The organism is Terriglobus sp. 2YAB30_2, assembly GCF_052114765.1.
Taxonomy (GTDB): Bacteria; Acidobacteriota; Terriglobia; order Terriglobales; family Acidobacteriaceae; genus Terriglobus.
Genome location: NZ_JBFRFJ010000007.1, coordinates 153495 through 176616 on the forward strand (window position 1 = coordinate 153495; position 23122 = coordinate 176616).

Sequence of the window (23122 nt, forward strand, 5' to 3'; positions counted from 1 at the left end):
CAGCAGGAAATGCACGCGCAGGGTATCCTTTTGGTATGGACTGGGAGATTTCCGTCAGCGAGTACGCCAGGTTAAAACAGCAGTCGGCAGCTCCTGTTCTGGTAGACGTGCGTGAGCCGCTTGAAGTACAGCTTGCCAGCATCGAAGGTGCGGTCTTGATGCCGATGGGCGAAGTAAAGGCTCGCGCGCACCAGGAACTGGACCCGGACGCGCATATCGTGGTGCTTTGCCATCACGGAGCACGCTCGCTTTCAGTAACAGCCTGGCTTCGCCGTGAGGGATTCGAGAGCGTGCAGTCGATTGCGGGCGGAATCGACGCATGGTCGCGCGAAGTTGATCCTGCTATCCCGCGGTATTAGAGCATTTTTCCTGTAGGTGTAGTGTAACGCTTCCGCATCTATGGGCGTTTTCCGCAATGAAAACGCCGATGCACGCCCCTTCCCGATACCCAGCAACAGGGAAAACGCTCTAGAAGACGTCTTAGCGTTTGGGGACCGCATACAGGGCGAGAAACGCCTCAGCGATATGCCGCTCCAGGTGAGGTGCGAATGTGGCCTGGCTGCCCGGTTCTCGCTTGTGGAAGATATTGCGATAGAGCAGTGGTCCCATAAGCAGAGAAATCGCCGACTCGACATCAATCGTTTGGACCAGCATTCCACGCTGCTGTTCGCGTTGTATCCACTCCTTCAACACGGTGATGACAGGAGACATGGCACGCGCTCGCCAGGCTTTCCCGAATTCCAGGTTCCTGGAAGCATAAGCAAGGACATGGGGCATAATGCGCTCGCGCAGATAGGCGCGATCCGGAGCGGGTTGATAGCTCAGGCGTGCAATGAGGTCAGCGCGCAGATCGCCGGTATCCGGCACAGGAACCCTGATATCGTTCCCAACGAGATAGCTCAGGGCTTCCAGGCAGAGCGCATCTTTGTTCGACCAGTGCTTGTAGATGGTTGCTTTGCTGACGCCGGAGACCTCGGCGATGGTGTCCATGCTGGTGGCATCGAGGCCGCGCTCGGCAAAGAGCGCGATTGCGGCCTCGATGACCTTTTGGTGAGCTACTTGACTTCGTGTGCGCGCCACTTGAGCAATTCTCCTAAAGGTGTAAAGCGGAGAGTTGGCTGTTTGCGCCGTTTTCCTTCGAAGAAAACGGCATTTGCAGATTTGTCCAGAGCTGCAGCATTAGGAGAATTGCTTTAGACCTCGATCTTAGAAAACAAGTAGGCGCCCAGTAACAGGAAGGCCCCCGCGACCACCGTCAGAACCGTGAGATTCGTCGATGGCGTGAAGTGCCACACATTGGTGAGCGTTCCTCTCAGCCCGTCCACTCCGTATGACAAGGGATCGATCTGATTGGCTATCCTCATGCCGATCTTCTGATTGTCGAGTGGAAACAATGCTCCCGACAGAAAGTAGATAGGCATGACTAGAAAGTTCATTACGATCTGGAACCCCTGCATATCTTTGATCGCCGAGCCGAGCGCTGTGCCCAGCGCGGCAAAGACCAGGGCGATGAGAAAGAGGAAGAGAAATGCACCTGGCAGTGCCAGCCAGCTTTGCGGGCGGAAGCCGGCCAGAAGGCAGACGCCAAGAACGATGGTGCCCTGAATGATCGCCACGGTCGCACCTCCAAGCGTGCGGCCGATCATGATCTGTAGCCGTGAGACAGGAGCCACGAGCGTCTCTTTCAGGAAGCCAAACTGCCGGTCCCACAACATGGCGATTCCTGAAAAGACTGCAGAGAAAAGCACTGTCATGGCGACGACGCCCGGAGCCATGAATTGCAGGTAACTGCCGTGGCCTGCCTGCCGGAAAACAGCGCCAAAACCAAAGCCGAACGCGAACAGGTACAGACATGGTTGCGCCAGCGAAGCGGCAATCTGTACCCGGGAGCGGACATACCGCTTCAGTTCGCGTAGCCAGAGAATGTAGATTGCTCCCATGCTATCGCCTCCACATCTGCGCCATCTGGCGCAGCCCTGCTTTTGCATCGGCGCTTTCGTCACGCAGAGACGAGCCCGTCAGCGCGAGGAATGCGGCTTCAAGTGAGTCCGTGGATGTCTGCTGTTTCAGTTCAGCCGAGGTGCCCTGCGCGATGATGGCGCCGTGATCCATGATGGCGATGCGATGGGCTATTTTTTCGGCCTCGTCCATGTAGTGTGTCGTCAGGAAGACAGTTGTCTTTTCGGTTTCGTTCAACGCCTTCACGTGTGTCCAGAGCTGGTTGCGGCTCTGTGGGTCAAGGCCGAGTGTGGGTTCATCCAGGAAGAGAATCTTTGGCGTATGCAGCAGTCCGCGTGCGATCTCAAGCCGCCGCTTCATGCCGCCGGAAAAGGTCTTAACCAGTGAGTCCTTACGGTCCCAGAGTTCAAAGGTCTTCAGCAGAAACTCAATGCGCGTTGCCCGTACCTTGCGAGGCACGTGGTAAAGGATGCCGTGGAGCTCCATGTTTTCCCAGGCGGTCTGCTCCTGGTCGAGGCTGGGGTCCTGGAAAACGATGCCAAAGCGCTGTCGAGCTTCCTTCTGATGGACATTGGGGTCCATGCCGTCGAGCTGAATGGAGCCGCTGGTTGGCCGCAGCAGCGTAGTCAGCATTTTGATGGTGGTGGATTTACCTGCCCCATTCGGGCCAAGGAAGGCAAAAATCTCGCCCTGAGCGACATCGAAGGAGATCTCTTTGACTGCAGTGAAATCTCCAAATCGCCGGACGAGGTTACGGACACTGATCATGCAGGTCACTCCCTTCGATTTTGTAATACTGAACGGTTTAGTTCACTTATGTCAACGCCAACCTTCGGCCGTGTATATGATTGACCTTTCGGGAAGACCCCAAGTGAGCCCCCAGGATCGGGAAGAATCAGGACGGTCACGCGTATGTCGAAGAAAGCGTTAGAGTTTGCAGCGAAAAACCAAGGGAAAGCATTGGCGGAACTCAAGGAGTTCCTGCGCATTCCTTCCATCTCTACCTTGCCGGACCATGCCGGGGATGTACGCAAGGCCGCCGCATTTCTTGCAGAGGAGTTGAAGCGCATCGGGTTGGAGAATGTGCGTCTGATTGAGACCTCGGGCCATCCGCTGGTCTACGGTGACTGGCTGGGAGCTCCAGGAAAACCCACAGTCCTGTGCTATGGGCACTATGATGTTCAGCCGCCAGATCCTCTGGATGAGTGGCTATCGCCTCCCTTTGAACCGGTAGAGCGTAATGGCAACCTCTATGCGCGCGGAGCCGTGGATGACAAAGGACAGCTCTGGATGCAGGTAAAGGCCCTGGAGGCTCTCTTCCAGGAGTACAGCGGCAAGCTGCCGGTGAATGTAAGGGTTCTCTGCGAAGGGGAAGAAGAGGTCGGAGGCGAGGGAATTGCCGAGTACGTACAGCAGCATCCTGAGGCGTTGAAGGCGGATGTGGCCCTGGTGTGCGACACCGAAATGTTCGAGCCGGAACTGCCCACTCTCTGCGTTGGCCTGCGCGGCATGATCTATACCGAGATCGAAGTCCGCGGAGCCAAAACAGACCTGCATTCGGGAATCTATGGCGGCGCGGCGCCGAATCCATTTGTGGCGCTGGCGCAGATCATTGCCGGCTTGAAGGATGCCGATGACCATATTCGCATTCCCGGCTTTTATGACGATATCCAGCCGCCTACAGAGGATGAGCTCGCCGCATGGAAGCGTCTTCCGTTTGACGAAGAACATTACCGTCAGACCGAGGTAGGGTCTCCGGCGTTGATCGGGGAGAAAGGGTATTCCGTCATTGAACGCGTCTCAGCCAGACCGACGTTAGATGTGCACGGAATGCCGGGAGGATTTACAGGAGCCGGAGCGAAGACCGTCATTCCGGCCAAGGCCTTGGCCAAGGTCAGTATGCGGCTCGTGCCGAATATGACGTCGGCCGGCGCGTATGAGAAGTACGCCGCTTATGTCCAGAAGATTGCTCCCAGAGGCGTAACGGTGGAGACGCGCCTGATCCACTCGGGGGAGCCGGTGGTGATCGGTACGGAGAATCCCTTCGTGCAGAAAGCCGTCAATGCGATGCACGAGATCTGGAAGAAGGACACTGTCTTTATTCGCGGCGGCGGTTCGATTCCGATTGTCGGGGAGTTCGAACGCTACTTGAAGGTGCCGGTGATCCTGATGGGCTTCGGTCTGCCAGATGACAATCTGCATGCGCCAAATGAGAAGTTCCATATCGCGAACTTCTATCGAGGAATCGATTCCATCATTCTGTTTCTGGAGAGCTGCGGAGCATAGCGCGTGGAAGGGCTTGCAGGATGTGTGCTGGCCGGCGGCCGCAGCACGCGGATGGGGCGCGACAAGGCCCTACTTCGAATCAATGGCAGAACGCTGCATGCTCTCGCGTTGGATAAGCTGGCGGCATGTACAACCCTGCTGTACACCTCCGGGGAACATGTCGATCCGGAAGAACGGCGCTCTATCGTATTGAAGGATCCGTATTCATGTGGCCCGGTGGGTGGCATCGTGACGGCTCTCGAAGCATCCGAAGCGGAGTGGATGTTGTTTCTTCCGGTGGATATGCCGCTGGTCCCGGAGGCATGGATGCGTAACCTGGCTCAGATGACGGTCACGTCCAATGCAATAGCGATCGTGACCAGGACCGTGGAACGCCCACAGCCGTTAGTTGCGGCATATCGTCGAAGCGTGCTGCCTGAGTTGCGGCGTGCGCTCGAGATGGCACAATACAAGGTGATGGCTGCGCTTGTGTCGCCGGTGCAGTGGGTCGAAGCTGGGGAAGAATTTTCCGGGCAGTTTCGCAATTTGAATACTCCTCAGGAACTTTCTGACCTTCTCCGGCTAGGCTTCGACATCTCGTGGGAGGCGGAGAGATGATGCATGAAAGGGAACCAGCCGTACCTGAGCAGATTCCTGGAGAAGACTCGCCTTTGACGGCGGATGTGTCCCGGGAAGTGGCCGATGTCGTGGAAGAGTTCATGACGGAAGCCGCTGAGCAGAACGAGGCGGCAAAGGAATCGGCTGTTGTTCCGGGCAAGCCCTTGCCCTATATCTCATTTGAGAAGGTCTCAAAGTCATTTGGAGATGCTCATGTTCTGCAGCAGGTCAGCTTCTGCGTGCTGCCAGGCGAGACCCTTTGTATTCTTGGCCGAAGTGGCGTCGGGAAGTCGGTTTCCCTGCAGATTTTGATGGGATTTCTGAAGCCTGACTCCGGCATGGTACGCGTGGCCGGGGAGGACATCTGTGGGTTCACGGAGCGCGAGATGCAGGGGATCCGGCGTAAGGTCACGATGGTCTTTCAGAATGGGGCTCTGTTTGATTCGATTACCGTGGGCGAGAATGTTGCCTTTCCGTTACGTGAGCGCGGTGATCTTGGAGAAGAACAGATCAGCCAAGTGGTCAAAGGATTGCTTGAGATGGTTGGAGTAGCAGGGATGGAAGACCTTCTTCCGTCGGACCTGTCTACCGGGATGAAGCGATCCGTGGCGATTGCCCGGGCATTGGCATCGCAGCCGGAGGCAATTTTGTATGATGAGCCCACAACCATGGTGGACCCATTGATGGGACAACTGTTGGGCAACCTGATCGAACGCCTAAAGCGTCAACTTCACTTAACCAGTATCGTTGTGACACACGACATGAGGTTTGCCAAAAAACTGGCAGATCGCGTGGTATTCCTGCACGAAGGAAAAGCGCAGTTCTTTGGAACGATTGAGGAGATGGAGCGAACCAACGATCCAGTCCTGCGGGAGTTCCTGGCGCTCGACGAACTAGTTTTGCCCGTCTAAGGCAACTTCCGTCGCTGATTTGTGTTATCTAACGGAGAAAACTGGACTTAGTAATGGTACGTGGAAGCATCTTAGGGGTTGTTCTCAGAGATGCCGCAAGGTTATTCTGTCAACAACGGACCAAGATCCAGATGTAGTAGTCACTTCACCTTCATAGGGCGATATTGTGCAGATGGTATCGATGCACTGAAGGCTCACAAAACTTTTTGTTTAGCCAGGGATTAGGCGAGTTTTCGATGGCAGCACCTGAATATCTGCAACAGGCGGTAGTGGCTGGTAAGCGCGGGCGTTCTGCTGCGCGCCGGACCGGCCGGGGCGCTGTGCTGAGTAGTTCCGCGCCTGCGCTGATGTGGGCATCTGTTGATTGTTTGACCGCTGTTTTGTGCGGCGTGATCGCATTCCGGATGCGATTCCAGGGAACCGGCATTCCCAGCACCACTCTCTATCGCGAGATGTTGGTCCAGGCGATGCAGCAGCAGTTTCTCTGGTACCTGTTCTCATTCGCATTTTGCGTGGTCTTCTTTTCGCGGCTTCACGGGCTGTATGCTCCGATCCAGCATCATAGCGGTCTGCATGAACAGCGAGTGACATTCGAGTCTGTGCTGACAGCCGGGCTTCTGTTTTGCGGATTCCTGTACCTGACGCACGGCGAGAGCATCTCGCGGGTTGTGGTGCTTTTGACCGTAGCCTTTACCCAGGTAGCGCTTTCCATTCGCCGTGCGGCGTGGCGCAGGATGGTGTATTCGCGTTTTCGCGAGGGGCTTGAGGTCCGCAACATTCTCATTATCGGAACAGGCCGTGTGGCCCAGGCACTACGTAACCACCTGGAGACGCTGCAACATTTCGGATTCCGTTTCAAAGGCTTTGTCTCGTTGACACCGCAGGATGCGCTGAATTCGAACCAGGAGGTCGTGGGCGATCTCCGCAATATTGTTCCGCTGGCGCGCAGCTTGTTTGTCGACGAGGTTTTCTTTTCGGTACCGGCAGAACGGAGTATTGTCATCGGCGTCGTAGAAGAAGCGCGATCTGCGGGCATCGATGTGCGTGTCGTGCCCGACCTGTATGACGGCCTGGCCTGGAATGCGCCGGTAGAGTATATCGGTCAGTTCCCAACCATCCCCCTGCATCGTCGTGAGTTCCCGGTCGGGGCTTTTATGGCGAAGAGAATCCTGGATCTGGCTATTTCGTCGCTGGCTCTGACCTTGCTGTCGCCACTGATGCTCCTGATTGCCATCATGGTGCGGCTGGACTCGAAGGGGCCTATCTTCTATCGCGCGGAACGTATCGGTCGCAAGGGGCGTAAGTTTGGGTGCTTCAAGTTCCGCACGATGGTGCCGAACGCCGACGAGCTGAAGAAGAAGCTGGCTCATATGAATGAGCGTGATGGCATTCTCTTCAAGATCAAGCAGGATCCCCGTATCACGCGTGTGGGCCGCATCCTGCGGAAGTACTCCCTGGATGAGCTGCCGCAGTTGTGGAACGTACTTCGAGGCGATATGAGCCTGGTTGGCCCGCGGCCACCGCTTGCTGCCGAGGTCGAGCGTTACGATATCTCCCATCTCCGCCGTCTTGATGTATTGCCGGGAATTACGGGGCTTTGGCAGGTGGAAGCGCGCCAGGATCCATCGTTCGACAACTACATCTCCCTCGATACGGCATACGTGGAGAATTGGACCTTTGGTCTGGATCTTAAGATTCTGATCCGCACCATCAGCGTGGTCTTCACCGGCACCGGGACTTAGGACACGCCCTGGGACACGCCCTTCAGCTCCGGTCGGCGGTACACTGGATATGTGAAGATTGCTCTGGCGCAGATCAACCCTACGATCGGGGACTTCTCCGGCAACCTCAAGAAAATTCTGGACTTCACCCGGCAAGCTGTCGACGCCGGGGCTGACCTGACCGTCTTTCCGGAGCTCGCAGTCTGCGGCTACCTGCCCGCTGACTTCCTGGAAAAAGACGTCTTTATCGCCCGCGCGAGCGAGACCCTGGCAAAGATCGCGGAACAGACCGCCTATACCTCTGTTCTGTGTGGCGCAGTGCTGCCGTCCGGAGTGATTACGGGCAAGCATGTACGCAATGTTGCTGCGTTGTTAACCGAAGGACGTGTGAGCTTTCTACAGCAGAAGATGCTGCTGCCGTTCTACGACGTCTTCGACGAACAGCGCTACTTCGAGCCGGCGCAGCAGCAGACCATCGTCACGTTGAAGGGGCAGCCCATCGCTATCACCATCTGCGAGGATGCGTGGAATGACAAGCTGTACTGGCCGCGCCGGTTTTATCCGGTAGACCCGGTCGAAGAGCTGATGAAGAAATGGCCGCAGCAGAGCGATGCACCACCCATCATTCTGAACATCTCAGCATCTCCCTATTGGAAAGAGAAGCGGCAGGTGCGTAGCGAGATGCTGGCTGCACTGGCACGCCGTCACCATGCGGTGGTTGCCATGTGCAATCAGGTCGGCGGGAATGACAGCCTTCTGTTCGACGGAACTTCGATCGCCTTCGACCCGGAAGGCTGTGTGATCGCCCGGGCAAAATCGTTCGAAGAAGATCTGGTGATCTTCGATACCGCCGATCGCAGTACTCCCTGCGTCCCCGTCGTGCAGGACGATGAGGTGGCTGGAGCCTGGCAGGCACTGGTGATGGGCACGCGCGACTACGTGCGTAAATGCGGATTTTCAAAGGTCCTGGTTGGCTTGAGCGGAGGGATCGATTCAGCGCTGGTTGCAGCAATTGCTAGGGAAGCATTTGGCGCGGACAATGTGATCGGCATTGGCATGCCCAGCGAATTCTCGTCATCTCACTCGGTGGAGGATGCACGAGCTCTGGCTCAGAACCTGGGGATTCGCTTCGAGCTCCTGGCCATCCGCGAGATCTACGACCAGTTCACCCAGGTGCTGCATCCGCTCTTCCAGGGAACATCGTTCGGACTTGCCGAGGAGAACATTCAGCCACGCATCCGTGGAACGCTGCTGATGGCGCTTTCGAATAAGTTCGGCGCGCTGGTGCTCACAACCGGCAATAAGAGCGAGATGGCGGTCGGCTACTGCACGCTGTACGGCGATATGGTCGGCGGTCTGGCGGTGATAGGGGATGTGGCCAAGACAAGCGTCTATGCGTTGAGCCGCTACGTCAATCGCGAGCGCGAGATCATTCCTGTGGCAACGATTGAGAAACCACCCTCAGCGGAGTTGCGGCCGGGACAACTGGATACGGACTCGCTGCCGCCGTACGATATTCTCGATCCGATCCTTGAAGCCTATGTGGAGCGATACGAAAGTGCTGAGCAGATAGCAAAGACACAGGGCGTTGACCGTTCTTTGGTGGAACAGGTTTTACGATTAGTCGAGCGCAGTGAATACAAGCGGCAACAGGCCGCGCCGGTGCTGAAGGTGACGCGCAAATCTTTCGGCAACGGACGCAGGTTCCCCATTGCAGTAAAGGTTCAAGTTTAGAAAGGTCACTCATTGAATAAGAAAATGCTTGGTTTCGTTCTTGCGGCGGCGCTTACTGGCGGCGCAGCCGCCATGGCGCAGACTGCGGACGCTCCTTCCGCGGCACAGGCTGATCCGTTGCCGCAGCCTAATCCGAGGTTCTTTACCGCTGAGACGCCAACGGTTGCGACTGTGAATGCGTTTTTGAAGGCGCAGTGGGGTTATGACGTGAATCGTATCTGGCGTGTCATGGCAATCCAGAAGACCATGGCGCCGGGCATAAGCCGCGTGGTCGTCTTTATTGCGCAGAAGGGGCAGGCAACAAATCAGCAGCCGCAGTCCCTGCAGTTCCTGACGACGCCTGATGGCAAGTTTGCTCTGGCTGGTGACCAGGTGATGCCCTTCGGCGAGAAGCCGTTCGCGGCGCTGCGGTCAACGCTGCAGCAGAGGGCCGATGGGCCGGCTAAGGGTGTGGCAGGGAAAGATCTTTTGCTGGTCGAGTTCGCCGACATGCAGTGCCCACACTGCAAAGAGTCCGAGAAGATCTTCGATCAACTGGTGACAGACTTCCCGAATGCGCGAGTCGTGTTTCAGAACTATCCTCTGACGGAAATTCATCCGTACGCCTATAAAGCAGCGTCCTACGGGGTCTGCGTGGCGCAGAAAAGCAATGACGCCTTCTTTACCTTCCTGCATGAGGTCTTCGCAAAGCAGGAGGCTCTGACCCCCGAGGCCGGTGACCAGACCCTGGCTGCCGCGGCAACCGCCGCCGGGCAGGATCCTGCGGCGATCGCTGCCTGTGCGTCAACGCCGGCGACGAAGGCGAAGGTGGATGCACAGATCAAACTGGCGGAAGATTCCGGGGTCGACCAGACACCGATGATCTCGGTTAATGGACATCTGATTCCCCTCGGGAACGTCCCGTATGAGGTCCTGAAGCAGATCGTCGCATTTCAGGCGCTGCAGGACGGCGTTCCGGCAGGAACACCGTCCAAGTAAGCCTTATAGTATTTTCCCTGTTGCTGGGTTTCTCGAAAGAGCGTGCAGCGGCGTTTTCATCGCGGAAAACGCCCATAAATGCGGAAGCCCTACACGACACCTACAGGGAAAATGCTCTAGGCGCAGACGGTTCCTTCACGCGGGGAGGGCAGTGGCCCTCCCCGAAGTATTTTCCGGCCCCGGTAGAGATAGCTTTTGAGTGCCGGGATGGTATGTCCCTGGCGCTCGGCGATTTCGCTCAGACTCATCTCCGAGAGATAGTGCATCGTAACCGTTGCCTTCATATTGGCTGGCAGAAGGTCGAGCCGGGCCATGGTGCGCTGGAACATCTCGCGTTCAATGCAGATGTGTTCCGGAGATTCATCCTCGGTGGTGGTAAGCGATTCGACGGCAAAACGCATCTCCGGTTCGGTGTCGATCGAGCCGGCCTGGCGAACCCGGCGGCTACGGAGCATCTGCAGGGAGTGGTTACGGACGATCATGCAGAGCCAGCCGAGCAGTGCGTGCTCATCTGCCAACTGCTCGATGCGGTTCATGGCCTTGTAGTAGGCCTCCTGCAGCGCGTCTTCAGCGTCTGCTTCGTTCCTCAGAATCGAGTGGGCGATGCCCTTTAAAAGCGAGCGGCGGTTGAGAAACAGTTCCGTGAGTGCGACGATGCGCCCCGTTGGACAGGGAGTATGATGCTGATCCATCTAGCTTCTCCAGTGAAGGCGACGCCGAGGGCATCGCAGCCATGGAAGCGCTCATAAGGCATGAGCGAGGATGAGCTAGCGGATGCGAGGAGGAGGTCGAAGGAAAAGCTGAGGCTGTTCCGCGATGGTAGCTGGACGCGGTGGAGTAATCCAACTACGGGCCACGCGCTGCATCTGTCTGGGAGGTTTCAACGCTGCCAGCCAGGGAAGAAGAGCAAGGGCAAGAACAGCCGTGCCAATAGCCCGTTTCATCGGGCCGTCGGAGGTGGTGCCCATCTTCACATGCGGAAATGTGGGACCGTCAAGGCTGCGGTAGAGCGAAATCTTATAAGCCGTTCCCCATGCAAATACCGCCACGATCACAACGAGGCAAAGCAATGCGAAGGCCCATGAAACCCGTAATGCAGGTTTCCCGGCGTTCGACGCTGCTCGATGAGAAGTTAAGCGCATGATTATGGTCAGTATAGACCGCTTGTCAACATCTCAACCCGCGGCGAGATAAATAAACCTGACCAGAAAGACGGTCGCCAGCAGGTAAAGTAACCAATCCGACTTCTTCGCGCGGCCGCTAAACAATCGTAGTGCGGCAAAAGCAATCACGCCGAATCCAAGTCCGGTGGCGATGGAATAGGTCAGCGGGATGGTAATGAGCGTGAGAAATGCTGGAATTGCAACTAGCGGATCATGCCAGTCGAGCTCCCCGATGCTGCCGAGCATAAGCGCCCCGACGATGATGAGCGCCGGAGAGGTGGCGGAAACCGGGATTGCCCCGACTAGTGGAGCGACGAAGATGGATGCGAAAAACAGCAGGCCGGTCGTAATCGCAGTGATGCCGGTACGCCCCCCGGCGGCGACACCCGCGCTGGATTCGATGTAGGAACAGACGGTGGAGGTTCCAGCCAGTGAACCCGCCACTGTGGAAATGGCATCGGCGAAGAAGATACGCTGCACCCGCGGAATTACACCGGAAGCAGGAATCAGGCCTGTCTTCTGCGTAACGGCAAGCAGGGTGCCGATGTTGTCAAAGAGATCGACGAAGAGAAATACAAAGACGATCTCGACGCCGCTGAGCTTCAATGCTCCAGCAATATCGAGATGAAGGGCCGTCTGACGAATAGCGGAAAGGCTTGCGTGACCGGGTTGCCAGTGCACCTGGTGGAAGATGAAGCCGGTGAGCATGGTTCCGGCGATGCCGATGAGGATCGATGCACGTACGCGCAGTACCTGCAGCACCGCAATCAGAATCAGACCGAAGAGCGAGAGTGCTGTTTGCGGAGAGCGCAGATTGCCGAGCGTGACTGCCGTTGCAGGATCGCTCACGATAATGCCGGCATTACGCAGCCCGATAAAAGCGATAAACAGCCCGATCCCTCCAGCGACAGCTGCGTGCAGCTCGCGGGGAATCGCGGTGATGAGCAACTGGCGAATGCCGCCAAGGGTGAGCAGAAGGAAGATGATGCCGGAAAGAAAGACAGCGCCAAGGGCCGTCTGCCATGGCACATGCATCTTCAGGCAGACGGTATAGGTGAAATAGGCATTCAACCCCATACCGGGCGCCAGCGCCAGCGGATAGCGGGCCAGTGCCCCCATCAGGATGGAACCAAAGGACGCGCAAAGGCAGGTGGCGATAGTGACCGCCGCGATAGGCATGCCGGTCTGCGACAGAATGGACGGGTTCACGAAGATGATATAGGCCATGGTGACGAAGGTCGTCACACCGGCCAGAATCTCCGTGCGCCAGTCGGTCCCCAGCTCATGAAACTGAAAGTAGCGTTCGAGCGCAGCTCGCATGCGGGCGGCGGTACCTCTTGAAAAAAATGTCTATGGTGCGATGCGTTCATCATATCGGACGCAAACGTAGCCGGGGCGGTGCGCTTGGTCTCACTCATGATTTGCGCGATAAGACAACGCGTACGAGGTGCAGCCTCTTGCCGTTATCGGAGTGCGTAAAGAGAACGGCGGATGAGCCAGAATGGTGCCCGAAATAGGGGATAAGCAAAGGTAAGCCACTGGGGCAAAGGAAACATCATCCAGTCATCGGCGGAAAATGCGTGCACTCTAAGTTCCTGCAGACGATACGATCGACGCGGACTTAATAGATATCTTGAAAGCATCAGATGGCGGACCTGGAAATTGCCACGAGAAGGTTCATCCTGTAGCAGGCCGTGAAGAGCGACCGAGGTTAACCATCGTTCAGTGGCGCTTGCTGGGGCCGTATCGTAGGACGGTAGTAGCTCCAGGGCTTCACATACCCCTATCGCCTGGCGGAAAGCCGGTTCTACTCCCTGGTCACTGGCCTGCTGAAGAAGGTGCTTGCGATCATCTATGGAAAAATCGGCGAGCAGGGCCGCAACATCGGAGAGCCATTTGAGCCGGCACCACGCATGGCTGGCGCCATGCATCATCAGATGTGGCAGAAGCGATTCGCGACGCAATACCGGGAAAGAGATACCTGGCGAAATTTCCACCTGCTCCAGTTCTTGAAGGACGCGAGGGCCCGGGTCGATGTCGGAATTGTCAAACAAACGCCAGTGAAGCTCTACCGTAATTCCATGTTTGGGGTAGACGTAAGAGAAGTGATGTCGCAGGTTAAACCACGCCTTCCGTAACTGTGGCGTTAGCTCTCTATCCGGCTCCACGCGTTTCAGGCCCGCTTGCAGCAAGATGCTCTCCGCGGTTTCGAAATCATCAGGAGCGACCAGAAGGTCAATATCGCGAGTCTGGCGAACTGAGTTGTCGCCGTAAAGCTGCTGGCTCAGCGGGATTCCTTTGAGGACGGCATACCGTATATCGCTATTACTGAACTGCTTGTCCAACTGCGACAGAAGGGCAATGCAGCTAAGGTTTCCGAGGATGCTGGCGCGGGCCCGGGCAGAAAGTGTCTGATGCACCTGTTCCGGTATTCTGGTCACCGGCTTCAGCGCGCGGTGCGCTAAACCAGGGATGCGATGGCGTTTAACCAGAGCAAGGAATTCAGACCACTCCGCCTGAGCGTCCGCAAGCCGCTCTACACGCGGCATATCAAGCGGCCAGGCACAACACGCCACCGCCAGTTGGAATGCAACGCTCTGCTGCTGTAGAAACGGCGTTTTCGGCGAATGGCCCCTGTTACCTGACACAATGCCTATTTTAGCTGCCAAAGTTCGATGCTGTGGACGAGGAGGTTAGCGGCCCGGGACTGTATCGAGGGCAATCTCTTCAAAGGTGAGGTTTTCCGCTGGATGCCCGGTCTGTTCTTTCCATGAGAGAAACAGCCTGCCGTAGCTCTCAGTAGTCGAGTCCTCTGAGGGAATCCCCAGGCCGGCGAGCATGGCATCGATCCAAGCGGGAGAGCCCTCGAGCTCCGCCCATGTGCCGATCGGAGTCTCATCAATCACCACATGGCTTCCGCTCTCCGCATGCAGCCATTCTTCTCGGTATTTCTCGTACCGGAAGGCGGGCAGATATCCCAGATGCTCAAAGACTTCACCGAGAGCGGGGCCATTGGCCACCTCGGTTTCCGTCTCATAGCGCAGTTTGAAGCGCAGGTCGAGCAGGTTGTCGTCGGTTGGAGGGCGTTTGTAGGTCAGCGTCCATCGGCCGTCATAGCTGCGAATACGGAGAATCTGCTTTTGCTCACGCAGGGAACGACCTGGCGTGTCGTAAAGCGTGTTCTGCTCGAACGTGCGAGGAGTAAGCAGCGTAAGGCCGAGAGAAGGAAGTTGGGCACGGAGCTTATCCGAAGAACGGACAGCGAACTTCAGCTCGATCTCGGCTGAGGACATGGTGGAAGTATAGGCCTGTTTGTCCGCTGGAAGCTACGATGAGGAGGTGGATTTTGTGGGAACAACAGAACGGCTTCAGGAAACCGCCGGCGGTATCTCCCGGGCAGCGGAGATCCTGCGACGAGGCGGGACGGTTGCTTTACCGACTGAGACGGTCTACGGGCTGGGTGCGAACGCTCTCGATCCAAAGGCGGTCGCTAAGATTTTTACGGCCAAGGAACGTCCGGGATGGGATCCCCTGATCGTCCATGTGGCCGATGAGGCGATGCTGCGGCTTGTCGTTCGGGAGATTCCTCCCGCGGCCCTTCGGTTGATGAAGGCTTTCTGGCCAGGCCCGCTAACGCTGCTGCTGCCGAAGTCCGATGCCGTTCCGGACCTGGTGACAGCCGGTCGGTCTCTGGTGGGGGTCCGGATGCCGCGTCATCCCGTGATGTTGCAGGTGATTCGAGAGGCAGGCGTCCCCGTAGCCGCTCCCAGCGCCAATCGCTTCGGAAGAACCAGCCCGACGAGCGCCGCGCACGTCCTGGAGGACCTGGAAGGCCGTATCGACGCCGTTCTCGACGGTGGCGCAACCGAAGTTGGGGTGGAGTCGACGGTCGTCGACCCGTGCCAGACTCCGATGGTGGTCTACAGGCCAGGCGCTGTGACGCTGCAGATGCTTGAGGAGACTGCGGGGCCTGCCGTACGGTATGAGCCGCCGGCGATGACGCAAAGCCCGGAGAGTCTACCCTCCCCGGGAGTGGGAATCCGTCACTATGCTCCTCGGGCCCGGGTCGTGCTGGTCAGGGATCAAGCGGAACTGCAGGAGATAGTGGCCTCGCTGAAACCAGAGCAGACCGGTGTGTTGTTACCCACAGGGTGGACATCCGGGGGACAGACATTTGATTGGGGAAGCACACCGGAGGAGATGGCGCACCGGCTCTTTGCCGGCCTGCGCGACCTGGATGCCCGCGGAGTGACCTCCATCGTCTGTCCACTGCCGCCGGAACAGGGAGTCGGAGCAGCTCTTCTGGACAGACTGCGGAAGGCAGCCCGAGTGAGTTAAAGAAGGGTCGACGTAGGAACTTCGCTGGCTTTATAGATGTACTTGACCGATGACTTGTAGATCAGCACCCGCTGCCGCGATGTGGTGCAGAGCTTGATGACGCCACGGTCGTACCACTCAATCTGCCCATCCAGCCGTTCGCCGTCTTCGAGTACGACGACCATCTCGGTCTTCTGCTGAATCTGCTTCTGGAAGTAGAAGGCTTCGGCGTGACTGCTTTCGCCGGGATGATGATTCTCCTGCAGTGCCGCATTCGAGAGCGGTTCTTCATGACGCACGTTGCCGCGACGCAGCATACGGCCTACCAGGGAAGGGCGTATTAGCTTGCGATTGCCATTGAAGGTCTGATCGACGGTCGGGATGGTGGTTTGATCACTCATAAAGCAGCAGATTCCAATACAGCAAAGCGAACCCCACGGCTCAGCGCGTCCGCGTACAAGAAGAAACGACTAACTGGAGCTCTTAAAGATAGGGATGCGTCCAGTCTAACGAAGGTCGCATGGCTTGGCGATTTTTTTGTACGTTACCGTACCACAAGTTGTGTCGCAAAAGAGTCGAGGGAGAGAGAACGCAGCAGGTTGCGCCGCATGCCTGACTGCACCTGATCAAGCGCGCGGGAGGCTGCTTCGATCCATTCGAAGGGAACGGCTGCGGCAGTTCGTTCCAACTCGGCGATCAGATCGATATTGCGAATCATCTCCGGCGTTCCTGCCTGGAGCAACAACAAGTCTTCCAGCAGCGAAGATAGGGCGCCGAGCAGATCCTGTGTCTTTTGCTGACCCTCTGCACCGGCGCGATAGGTTTCCGTCATTTTGAACAGAGCCGTATGGTCGGGATCGTTTACGGCGTTCCGTAGAATGACGAGCGCATCCTGGCGTGCGGCAGTGAAGGCGCCAAGATCAAAGTTGAGGGCACGGCCGGCGGCTCCCTGTGCCAGACGAGCGACAAGCTGACGCTGCGCAGGCTTCCAATCCGGATGCTCCGCGGCCAGCAGACCTTCGATCTCGTGGGGAGGCAGGGCTCCGAGGCGCACCATGGCGCAGCGAGACCGGATCGTAGGCAGAAGTTCGCCCGGGTTATCGGCCAGCAGGATCAAATGCGCGTAGGCGGGCGGCTCCTCCAGAACCTTCAGAAGGGAATTCGCCGCCTCTTTCATAAAACTGGAGGCCGTGAGGATAAAGACCTTACGTTTGGCTTCCGAGGGAGCGCGATAGGCGGAGTGGATCAGTGTGCGGATCTGACCGACCTTAATCAGTAACTGAGGAGGGTCCGGAGGAATGATCAGCACGTCGGGATGCGTCTGAATCAGAACGCGCGTCTCTTTCTTATCTGTCTCGCGCAGCTCTTCCCGGGCCGCTACGGCTTCGTCGACCAGAGTATCGAGCGGCATTGCTGCCGCGATGCGGGTGCAGTTGGCACAGGTTCCGCAAGCGAGCGCCGCCTCCCGACCGTTGGCAAGAGTTTCGCGGGGCTGGTTCCGGCAGAGCAATGCCTGCGTCAACAGCATGGCAAGCGTATACTTCCCGGCGCCTTTCGGCCCGGCGAGGATCATGGAATGTGGAAGGCGGCCTGCGGCGATAGCAGAGCGAAGCTGGTCGACAGCGGGTGCGTTTCCAATAAAGCTGGAGAAGTCCACTGTCAGATTTTACCGTCCTTAGCGACGGAAAAGTTTTACCTCTGCGGAGTCATCAGAATGGGATACCGCGGCCGCAGTGTGATCTTCTCCTGCACGTCGATCCGCTGATTCGGCACGAGATTTAGCTTCCATTGTTGTGCGATGGTCGCCAGGGCAAGGATTCCTTCCATCCACGCGAAACTTTCACCGATGCACTGACGGGAGCCTCCTCCGAACGGGAAGTAGGCAAACCGGGGACGTGCTGCTTTGGCTGCGTCCGTGTGTCGCGACGGATCAAACCGCAATGGATCGGGAAAGAACTCCGGGCTGCGGTGGATGATCCACTGGGAGAAGAAGACATGTGATCCCGCGGGAATACGATAAGGCCCGAGTTCGACATCGATAGAGGCTTCGCGTCCCATAGCCCAGGCCGGCGGATAGAGGCGCATGGATTCGGAGAAGACCTGCTGCGTGTAGGTGAGATTCGCGTAATCAGCCAGGGTTGGCGTGCGGCCTGCCAGAACTCGGTCCAGTTCAGCATGCATCTGCTCGCGAGCATCCGGATTCTGTGAGAGCAGATACCAGGTCCACGTGAGTGCGTTCGCTGTGGTCTCGTAGCCGGCGAGGAAGATCGTCAGCATCTCATCGCGCACCTGTTCATCGGAGAGGGAATTGCCATCCTCATCCCGTGAAAGCAGCAGCATGGAAAGAAGATCGTGACGATCTTCGGGATCTTCACGGCGTTCACGGATGATGCGATAAGCAACCGAATCAAGGTGCGCCCGCGCCTTGCGGAACCGGGTCACGCCGGGAAGAGGCCAATGCAGGTAGCTTTCGAGCCTGGGCAGAATTACCAGCAGGTTGTAGAGACGCATGATGGCATGGGTCTCATGATTGATGGCTCGGACATCTTCTGTGACCTCGCTGGCGAACAGCGTTCGGGCAACGATTGAAAGCGAAAGCTCCATCATGGCTGCCCCGATATCGATCACCTGACCTGATTTCCATCGCTCAGCCATCGCAGCGGCCGAACGTACGATCTCATCGGCATAGGCCGCAATCCGCTGGCGATGGAAAGCAGGTGCGACGATGCGGCGGTGTTGCATGTGAACCGGATCGTTGCTCGTAAGCAGGCCCTCACCCAGCAGGATCTTCATGCGGCGCAGCGTGCGCTCGCGGATGAAATTGCCGCTCTGGGTGACGAGCACCTCCTGGACGAAGTCCGGATGATTGAGGAAGAGGATGTCAGTGCCCATCATGCGATAGTGGGTCGCAGGGCCGTAGGTCTTCGCCAGATGCTCGAAGAGCAGAATGGGGCGCCCAATCCTCGCCCACGGCTTGCGGCCCATGTAAAAGGGCAGATTATGACGCAGGCCCGGAGGGAAGCGATACGCTCCGCGTTCGACGATCGGGAATGTGGCCGGACCGTTCATCTGGATCAGGAAAAGAGCCGGGTCGTGACTTCCTCAAGGATGGTCGCATGTACCTCATCGATGGAGGCATTCTCTTCGATCAGGACGACACGCCCGGGCTCTCGGGCGGCGATGACCTTATAGGCATCCCAGACACGCTGGAAGAAGTCGTTGTGCTCCTGCTCGAAGCGGGACTCATCGCCGTCGCGGCGTCGAGCCCGGGCAAGGGAAGCGTTGAAATCCGGTAACAGCAGAACCGTAAGATCCGGCTGCAGGTTGCCGCAGAGCAGACGGTGCAGACCGAGGATGGTCTCGCTGCCAAGGCCGCGTCCGCCACCCTGGTACGCCTCGGAGGAATCGGTGTAACGGTCGCAGAGCACAATTTCGCCGCGGTCAAGAGCCGGGCGGATAATCTCAGCGATGGACTGTGCGCGATCCGCAAACATCAGTGCGAGCTCGGTGAAGGGGGCGATGGGGCCTACTGCGGCCTCTCCCTTTGAACTGACGATCAGCTCGCGGATGCCTTCGCCGAGTTTCGTCCCCCCAGGCTGGCGCAGGGTTGTGACAGTACGGTCCTGCTCGGCCATCCATTTATGTAACAGCCTGAGCTGCGTTGTTTTTCCGGAGCCGTCCAGGCCCTCAAAGGTAATAAAAAAGCCGCGCGGCATGGGGCAAGTGTATTCGATTCCGGAAAAACATACTGCGCGAGCGCCTACTGATGATCGTCCTTCTGACTGCTTGCGGTGTGATAGTCGCTGTAATCGCGGGTCTTCTTGTGGCGGCGGCCAAGTGACTCAAAGTTGAAACGATACGCTACGCCGGCCGTGGCGGACCTGGAGTAGATCGATCCGGAACCGGTGACGGGTACACTCCAACGCTGGTACTGGAAATCAAGTTTGGCCGACCAGTGGGAATTGACGGAGAAGTCGATACCGGCTCCGGGAGACAGAACGGTACCGGAAACATATTCATACGTGGTACTGCCGTAGGTGTAGTTATTGGGAAAGTTGATGGAGCCGCGTCCGGCGAGGAAATCAACGTAAGGATGAACGGAACTGAACTGCCGCGTGAGTCTGATGCCGCCGAGGATATTCTTCTCGGCGGCAACGTTGCCTTTCCGGAAGGCGTACGTGCCGCGGATTTCGGCCGATGGCACCAACCCGGCGAAACGCCGAAGAATGAAATCTCCACCGGCGGTGAAGCTTGTGTTCTGGCCTTGTATGCCGGTGTACACCTTCGAAACCCCGCCGAAGAGTTCGGCGGTTTGAGGTTGCGGACGCCGTGGCGGTTGCCTGCGCTGAAGAAGACGTCGTGAGTGCCGTGCCGGCGAGAAAGAGACAAAGAGCAAGACGGTAGAGCTTCAACAAGATACGCGTGTGTCCTTTACAGCGAGGTACACAGTAAGACCGCGAATCATCGAGGCTGGAGTACAACCGCTGGACAAGAGGATGACTTTTCAGAGAGCAACGACGGCGGGGTGAGGCGAGTCTTATAAACAGGGATGAGTTAGGGAGGTGTCGCCATGATTTTTTATGGCTTCTTTATGCTGCTGCCGCTGTTAGTGGTGCTCTTCCTGCTGTACGTGTTCATGAGTAAGCAGAGCGATCATCCGAAGATGAGTGGGAGTGCGGGAATCCATCAGCGGAGACGGCAGCCGCGGGCACATGGACGCGAAGTCTAGTGGACACAAGGTCTTTGGACACAAGGTCTAGTCCGGACTAAGGGCTAGTTATCGTCCGTTAAGAGAGGTAAAGGCAAAGGTAGGGTCGGCATTCGTCCGAAGATGGATGGCGAGCTGACCCTCCTGACCTTCCGACAGTGTGGGGCCGTTGGCGTGCATCTCCTGCCGGTCGGCAGTCAGCCAAGTCATCTTCACCAGACCGGAACCCTGAATCTTGAAGCGATAACTGAAAGTCTGTCCCGGAGCGAGCGACTGCGTACCGAAGCTGGCCGAAGGATAATCGACCTGTACGACACTGACGGGACTCGCTGTGTCATTCGTAATGGTGGTTGCGATGTAGCGAGAGCGGCAGCCTGCGAGGGCGATGAGAAGAAGGAAAAGGGCTGCGGCTTTCTGAAACTGCATGGGTTGAGTATAGCTATTAGAGCCATTTCTCCTGCTGCTGGGGATTCCGGAAAGGCGTGCAGCGGCGTTTTCATTGCGGAAAACGTCCATAGATGCAGCAGCCATACGTCACACCCACAGGGCTCTACTGTGACGGCGGCCGATCTCCAAAGCCCTCAGGCCCGGGTTCAACTTCCGGATCGACTGTAAAAGTAATTGTTCCATGCAGGCCATCGGCCAGACGTGCCGGGTTGACCTGGGTGGTGTGCAGCATGATCCCGGAGAGATCTCCATGGAAGACCGTATCGTCTGCGAGATGCGTGCGTGGAACTTTATGGCTGACGTACGGCTCCAGCAGCGCGACCTGATCTGAGAGTGCATCGGAAAAGGCGATCTGCCCGATGTGGCGGACGTGCCCTGAGGTGTACTTCCCATGATCGCCGTGGCCGCCGGTGTGGACCTTCAAATGGATGTGTGTATCCCGGCTTACGTACCATCCGGGATAGATGGTGAGAAACTTCACCGTTCCGTCCTTACCGGTGATCTGTACACCGCGCAGGAATGTTTGGTGGTCCGTCGTGTGCATCGGCGGTGGGGCGCGATGGTCCCCATCTTTCGGCGGGCCTTGCGGTAAGGTTCCCGTTGGCGGCGGCCCATCAAACCCGCCAGGTCGACCCGGACCAAAGTCCATCTTGTCAGGATTCATTTTGGTGTAGCCGGAGTAAATCCCGGCTGCGTCGCAGTGCCAGATGTCCGCTGCGGCGTTGGAAAGCGGTTCACAGGTGCGCGCGTTCAGAAGAACGATGGAGAGATGGAGCGGCAGGCCGGGCCTGTTTTCCCGAATGTCACTGCGGAGCAGTTCGTAGTCGACATAGTAAGGGCCGACCGTCAATTCAGGAGTGAGATGGCAGGCAGTGTTCTCTGTTGCGAGAAGACGGCTGGGGCGCAAGAGCCTTGCGGCAGAGGTGGCGGCTGCGGTGGAGAGTAGTCGCCGGCGGCTCCAGAGGCGATGCGAAAGCTTCATGCCTCTTAAGACGGGTTTTACGGTATGCGGATGACGACTTTCCCGAGGGGACCCTGTTCGAGATGACGATAGGCCGCAACCGTGTCATTGAACTCGTAGACAGCATCAACGACCGGATGCAGTCCCCAGTCTTCGTAGTGGCGGATAAATCGCTCCAGGGCAACGCGGGGGCCAGTGGAGATGCCGCGAATGACAGCAAGCTTTTGAATCGTGGTGAATAACGGAAGACGAGCGTCGGCAGCCTCCAGAACACCGATGATAGAGATCTGTCCCTCTGGCCGCAGAGCGCGCAGAGAGCGAGCAAGATTTTCCCCGCCGACGACTTCGAGGATCTGGTCGACGCCGCGTTTCTGCGTGAGTGCAAGAACCTCTTTTTCCCAGTCGGGCGTGCGTCGGTAGTTGATGGTGAAATCGGCTCCAAGGCTCTGGGCGCCCTGGAGTTTGAGCTCTGAGCTGGAGGTGACAATGGTCGTTGCCCCCATGGCGTGGGCGATCTGCAGGCCGAAGAGAGAGACTCCGCCCGTTCCCTGCAGCAACACCGTATCGTTTGGCTGCAGGTTCCCTTTTTCGACCAGTGCCTGCCATGCTGTTACGCCGGCGCAGGGCAGTGTCGCCGCTTCTTCGTTGGATAGATGGGCAGGCGCGTTGACCAAAGCCTGTTCCCGCAGAACAAGATACTTCGCCAAAGCTCCCTGGTAGACGTTGCCCAGGCTGTAGAGTGATTCCTTGCCCTGGGCAGGACCGTCAACCCAGTGAGTTGCATACTGCGTGAGGACGCGATCTCCAAGGCGAAGCCGGGAGATCCCATGTCCAAGCCCAACCACCGTGCCGCAGGCGTCAGCTCCCTGGGTGATGGGGAACTCAAGGCGAGGGTTATAGTTGCCATCCACAAGCAGTTTGTCGCGGTAATTCAGTGCAACCGCATGGACCTGCACCAGGACTTCGCCCTCACCGGGTGAAGGATCGGGTACGTCCTGCAGCTTGAGAGAATCGAGTCCAAACCCGGTCAGTCGCCATGCCTTCATGCCCATGGGATGCGCGAGCATACAGCTTGGTCTCAGATGGTTTCCAGGCGTGTCATCCAACTCGTGTCAGTCAGCGCCGGGAGCAGATTTTTACGAGATCGAGGGGCGAGGAGGGAACTGTAGCCGGCCTGCTGGAACGACGAGTGACGAAGAGATCGGGAAATCGGGGTCCCCAGTCAGCTTTGCTGGCTGGGGTGAAGAAAATCTGCCCCGGCCCTTCGGGTTGCGGCGCAAATTTGCCCATACTTCGTTGTCGGCCTCGACTGAGGACCCGCCACAGCCTTCGGCCTCCGC

The 23122-nt window shown here is 57.7% G+C and carries 24 protein-coding genes; 9 read left to right on the forward strand and 15 right to left on the reverse strand.

Features of this window, described 5'->3' with window-relative positions; all coding sequences use genetic code 11:
* Positions 1 to 35 precede the first annotated feature (35 nt).
* Positions 36 to 359, forward strand: a complete 324-nt coding sequence (locus AB4Y89_RS12595; protein WP_442301279.1) for a rhodanese-like domain-containing protein — start codon at positions 36 to 38, stop codon at positions 357 to 359.
* Positions 360 to 480: 121 nt separating this feature from the next.
* Here the strand turns inward: AB4Y89_RS12595 and AB4Y89_RS12600 are convergent, their stop codons facing one another.
* The 3 genes from AB4Y89_RS12600 to AB4Y89_RS12610 form a co-directional block, all read right to left on the reverse strand.
* Complete coding sequence (locus tag AB4Y89_RS12600) at positions 481 to 1080, reverse strand: TetR/AcrR family transcriptional regulator (protein WP_442301280.1); 600 nt, start codon at positions 1078 to 1080, stop codon at positions 481 to 483.
* Between the two features lie 113 nt (positions 1081 to 1193).
* Positions 1194 to 1940, reverse strand: coding sequence for an ABC transporter permease (locus tag AB4Y89_RS12605; protein WP_442301281.1), 747 nt, complete (start codon positions 1938 to 1940; stop codon positions 1194 to 1196).
* Between the two features lies 1 nt (position 1941).
* Positions 1942 to 2727: an ABC transporter ATP-binding protein gene (locus tag AB4Y89_RS12610; RefSeq protein WP_442301282.1), complete on the reverse strand. Its 786-nt coding sequence runs from the start codon at positions 2725 to 2727 to the stop codon at positions 1942 to 1944.
* A 144-nt stretch (positions 2728 to 2871) separates the two neighbouring features.
* Between AB4Y89_RS12610 and AB4Y89_RS12615 the strand changes: the two genes are divergently transcribed.
* From AB4Y89_RS12615 to AB4Y89_RS12640, 6 genes are all read left to right on the forward strand, one after another.
* Positions 2872 to 4245 (forward strand): dipeptidase, encoded by a 1374-nt coding sequence (locus AB4Y89_RS12615; protein WP_442301283.1) that lies wholly within the window; start codon positions 2872 to 2874, stop codon positions 4243 to 4245.
* A 3-nt stretch (positions 4246 to 4248) separates the two neighbouring features.
* On the forward strand, positions 4249 to 4842 hold the full coding sequence (locus AB4Y89_RS12620; RefSeq protein ID WP_442301284.1) for a molybdenum cofactor guanylyltransferase: 594 nt from the start codon (positions 4249 to 4251) through the stop codon (positions 4840 to 4842).
* Positions 4839 to 5753, forward strand: coding sequence for an ABC transporter ATP-binding protein (locus AB4Y89_RS12625; protein ID WP_442301285.1), 915 nt, complete (start codon positions 4839 to 4841; stop codon positions 5751 to 5753). The genes AB4Y89_RS12620 and AB4Y89_RS12625 overlap by 4 nt, the downstream gene beginning before the upstream one ends.
* Positions 5754 to 5989: 236 nt before the next feature.
* A complete protein-coding gene (locus AB4Y89_RS12630; RefSeq protein ID WP_442301286.1) occupies positions 5990 to 7495 on the forward strand; it encodes a sugar transferase in 1506 nt (501 codons plus the stop codon).
* Between the two features lie 51 nt (positions 7496 to 7546).
* Positions 7547 to 9208 carry an NAD+ synthase gene (locus AB4Y89_RS12635; RefSeq protein WP_442301287.1) on the forward strand — a complete coding sequence of 554 codons (1662 nt, stop codon included), beginning with the start codon at positions 7547 to 7549 and terminating at the stop codon, positions 9206 to 9208.
* 12 nt (positions 9209 to 9220) lie between these two features.
* Entirely contained in the window at positions 9221 to 10186 is a 966-nt protein-coding gene (locus AB4Y89_RS12640) for a DsbA family protein (RefSeq protein WP_442301288.1), read from the forward strand.
* A gap of 116 nt (positions 10187 to 10302) precedes the next feature.
* On the opposite strand, the gene AB4Y89_RS12645 is transcribed toward AB4Y89_RS12640, so the two are convergent.
* The 4 genes from AB4Y89_RS12645 to AB4Y89_RS12660 all read right to left on the reverse strand — a co-directional run bounded on the left by AB4Y89_RS12645 (position 10303) and on the right by AB4Y89_RS12660 (position 14642).
* A complete protein-coding gene (locus AB4Y89_RS12645; protein ID WP_442301289.1) occupies positions 10303 to 10878 on the reverse strand; it encodes an RNA polymerase sigma factor in 576 nt (191 codons plus the stop codon).
* 483 nt (positions 10879 to 11361) lie between these two features.
* Positions 11362 to 12669, reverse strand: coding sequence for an NCS2 family permease (locus AB4Y89_RS12650; protein ID WP_442301290.1), 1308 nt, complete (start codon positions 12667 to 12669; stop codon positions 11362 to 11364).
* A gap of 143 nt (positions 12670 to 12812) precedes the next feature.
* Entirely contained in the window at positions 12813 to 14018 is a 1206-nt protein-coding gene (locus AB4Y89_RS12655) for a nucleotidyltransferase domain-containing protein (protein ID WP_442301291.1), read from the reverse strand.
* 24 nt (positions 14019 to 14042) lie between these two features.
* Entirely contained in the window at positions 14043 to 14642 is a 600-nt protein-coding gene (locus AB4Y89_RS12660; RefSeq protein WP_442301292.1) for a class IV adenylate cyclase, read from the reverse strand.
* Between the two features lie 55 nt (positions 14643 to 14697).
* On the opposite strand from AB4Y89_RS12660, the gene AB4Y89_RS12665 reads away from it, so the two are divergent.
* Positions 14698 to 15687, forward strand: coding sequence for an L-threonylcarbamoyladenylate synthase (locus AB4Y89_RS12665; RefSeq protein WP_442301293.1), 990 nt, complete (start codon positions 14698 to 14700; stop codon positions 15685 to 15687).
* On the opposite strand, the gene AB4Y89_RS12670 is transcribed toward AB4Y89_RS12665, so the two are convergent.
* The 5 genes from AB4Y89_RS12670 to AB4Y89_RS12690 all read right to left on the reverse strand — a co-directional run bounded on the left by AB4Y89_RS12670 (position 15684) and on the right by AB4Y89_RS12690 (position 20062).
* Positions 15684 to 16067, reverse strand: coding sequence for an Hfq-like protein (locus tag AB4Y89_RS12670; RefSeq protein ID WP_442301294.1), 384 nt, complete (start codon positions 16065 to 16067; stop codon positions 15684 to 15686). The genes AB4Y89_RS12665 and AB4Y89_RS12670 overlap by 4 nt on opposite strands.
* Positions 16068 to 16210: 143 nt before the next feature.
* Entirely contained in the window at positions 16211 to 17323 is a 1113-nt protein-coding gene (locus tag AB4Y89_RS12675) for a DNA polymerase III subunit (protein WP_442301295.1), read from the reverse strand.
* 35 nt (positions 17324 to 17358) lie between these two features.
* A complete protein-coding gene (locus AB4Y89_RS12680) occupies positions 17359 to 18735 on the reverse strand; it encodes a cytochrome P450 (RefSeq protein WP_442301296.1) in 1377 nt (458 codons plus the stop codon).
* Positions 18736 to 18740: 5 nt separating this feature from the next.
* Positions 18741 to 19382 (reverse strand): dTMP kinase, encoded by a 642-nt coding sequence (tmk, locus tag AB4Y89_RS12685; protein WP_442301297.1) that lies wholly within the window; start codon positions 19380 to 19382, stop codon positions 18741 to 18743.
* A 44-nt stretch (positions 19383 to 19426) separates the two neighbouring features.
* Positions 19427 to 20062: a hypothetical protein gene (locus AB4Y89_RS12690; protein ID WP_442301298.1), complete on the reverse strand. Its 636-nt coding sequence runs from the start codon at positions 20060 to 20062 to the stop codon at positions 19427 to 19429.
* A 174-nt stretch (positions 20063 to 20236) separates the two neighbouring features.
* Between AB4Y89_RS12690 and AB4Y89_RS12695 the strand changes: the two genes are divergently transcribed.
* The gene (locus AB4Y89_RS12695) at positions 20237 to 20395 is read left to right on the forward strand and encodes a hypothetical protein (RefSeq protein ID WP_442301299.1); all 159 of its coding nucleotides are present in this window, start codon (positions 20237 to 20239) and stop codon (positions 20393 to 20395) included.
* 48 nt (positions 20396 to 20443) lie between these two features.
* On the opposite strand, the gene AB4Y89_RS12700 is transcribed toward AB4Y89_RS12695, so the two are convergent.
* The 3 genes from AB4Y89_RS12700 to AB4Y89_RS12710 all read right to left on the reverse strand — a co-directional run bounded on the left by AB4Y89_RS12700 (position 20444) and on the right by AB4Y89_RS12710 (position 22849).
* Positions 20444 to 20800, reverse strand: coding sequence for a cupredoxin domain-containing protein (locus AB4Y89_RS12700; RefSeq protein ID WP_442301300.1), 357 nt, complete (start codon positions 20798 to 20800; stop codon positions 20444 to 20446).
* A gap of 124 nt (positions 20801 to 20924) precedes the next feature.
* Positions 20925 to 21803: an intradiol ring-cleavage dioxygenase gene (locus AB4Y89_RS12705; RefSeq protein WP_442301301.1), complete on the reverse strand. Its 879-nt coding sequence runs from the start codon at positions 21801 to 21803 to the stop codon at positions 20925 to 20927.
* A gap of 17 nt (positions 21804 to 21820) precedes the next feature.
* Positions 21821 to 22849, reverse strand: a complete 1029-nt coding sequence (locus tag AB4Y89_RS12710) for a zinc-dependent alcohol dehydrogenase family protein (protein ID WP_442301302.1) — start codon at positions 22847 to 22849, stop codon at positions 21821 to 21823.
* Positions 22850 to 23122: the final 273 nt, after the last annotated feature.

Excerpts from the sequence above, each read along its gene's own strand:
- AB4Y89_RS12630 (WP_442301286.1), top strand. The coding sequence starts at position 5,990 with ATGGCAGCACCTGAATATCTGCAACAGGCGGTAGTGGCTGGTAAGCGC.
- AB4Y89_RS12605 (WP_442301281.1), bottom strand. The coding sequence starts at position 1,940 with ATGGGAGCAATCTACATTCTCTGGCTACGCGAACTGAAGCGGTATGTC.
- tmk (WP_442301297.1), bottom strand. The coding sequence starts at position 19,382 with ATGCCGCGCGGCTTTTTTATTACCTTTGAGGGCCTGGACGGCTCCGGA.
- AB4Y89_RS12650 (WP_442301290.1), bottom strand. The coding sequence starts at position 12,669 with ATGCGAGCTGCGCTCGAACGCTACTTTCAGTTTCATGAGCTGGGGACC.
- AB4Y89_RS12660 (WP_442301292.1), bottom strand. The coding sequence starts at position 14,642 with ATGTCCTCAGCCGAGATCGAGCTGAAGTTCGCTGTCCGTTCTTCGGAT.
- AB4Y89_RS12625 (WP_442301285.1), top strand. The coding sequence starts at position 4,839 with ATGATGCATGAAAGGGAACCAGCCGTACCTGAGCAGATTCCTGGAGAA.
- AB4Y89_RS12700 (WP_442301300.1), bottom strand. The coding sequence starts at position 20,800 with ATGCAGTTTCAGAAAGCCGCAGCCCTTTTCCTTCTTCTCATCGCCCTC.
- AB4Y89_RS12680 (WP_442301296.1), bottom strand. The coding sequence starts at position 18,735 with ATGAACGGTCCGGCCACATTCCCGATCGTCGAACGCGGAGCGTATCGC.
- AB4Y89_RS12610 (WP_442301282.1), bottom strand. The coding sequence starts at position 2,727 with ATGATCAGTGTCCGTAACCTCGTCCGGCGATTTGGAGATTTCACTGCA.
- AB4Y89_RS12595 (WP_442301279.1), top strand. The coding sequence starts at position 36 with ATGGACTGGGAGATTTCCGTCAGCGAGTACGCCAGGTTAAAACAGCAG.
- AB4Y89_RS12670 (WP_442301294.1), bottom strand. The coding sequence starts at position 16,067 with ATGAGTGATCAAACCACCATCCCGACCGTCGATCAGACCTTCAATGGC.
- AB4Y89_RS12705 (WP_442301301.1), bottom strand. The coding sequence starts at position 21,803 with ATGAAGCTTTCGCATCGCCTCTGGAGCCGCCGGCGACTACTCTCCACC.
- AB4Y89_RS12615 (WP_442301283.1), top strand. The coding sequence starts at position 2,872 with ATGTCGAAGAAAGCGTTAGAGTTTGCAGCGAAAAACCAAGGGAAAGCA.
- AB4Y89_RS12645 (WP_442301289.1), bottom strand. The coding sequence starts at position 10,878 with ATGGATCAGCATCATACTCCCTGTCCAACGGGGCGCATCGTCGCACTC.
- AB4Y89_RS12695 (WP_442301299.1), top strand. The coding sequence starts at position 20,237 with ATGATTTTTTATGGCTTCTTTATGCTGCTGCCGCTGTTAGTGGTGCTC.
- AB4Y89_RS12710 (WP_442301302.1), bottom strand. The coding sequence starts at position 22,849 with ATGCTCGCGCATCCCATGGGCATGAAGGCATGGCGACTGACCGGGTTT.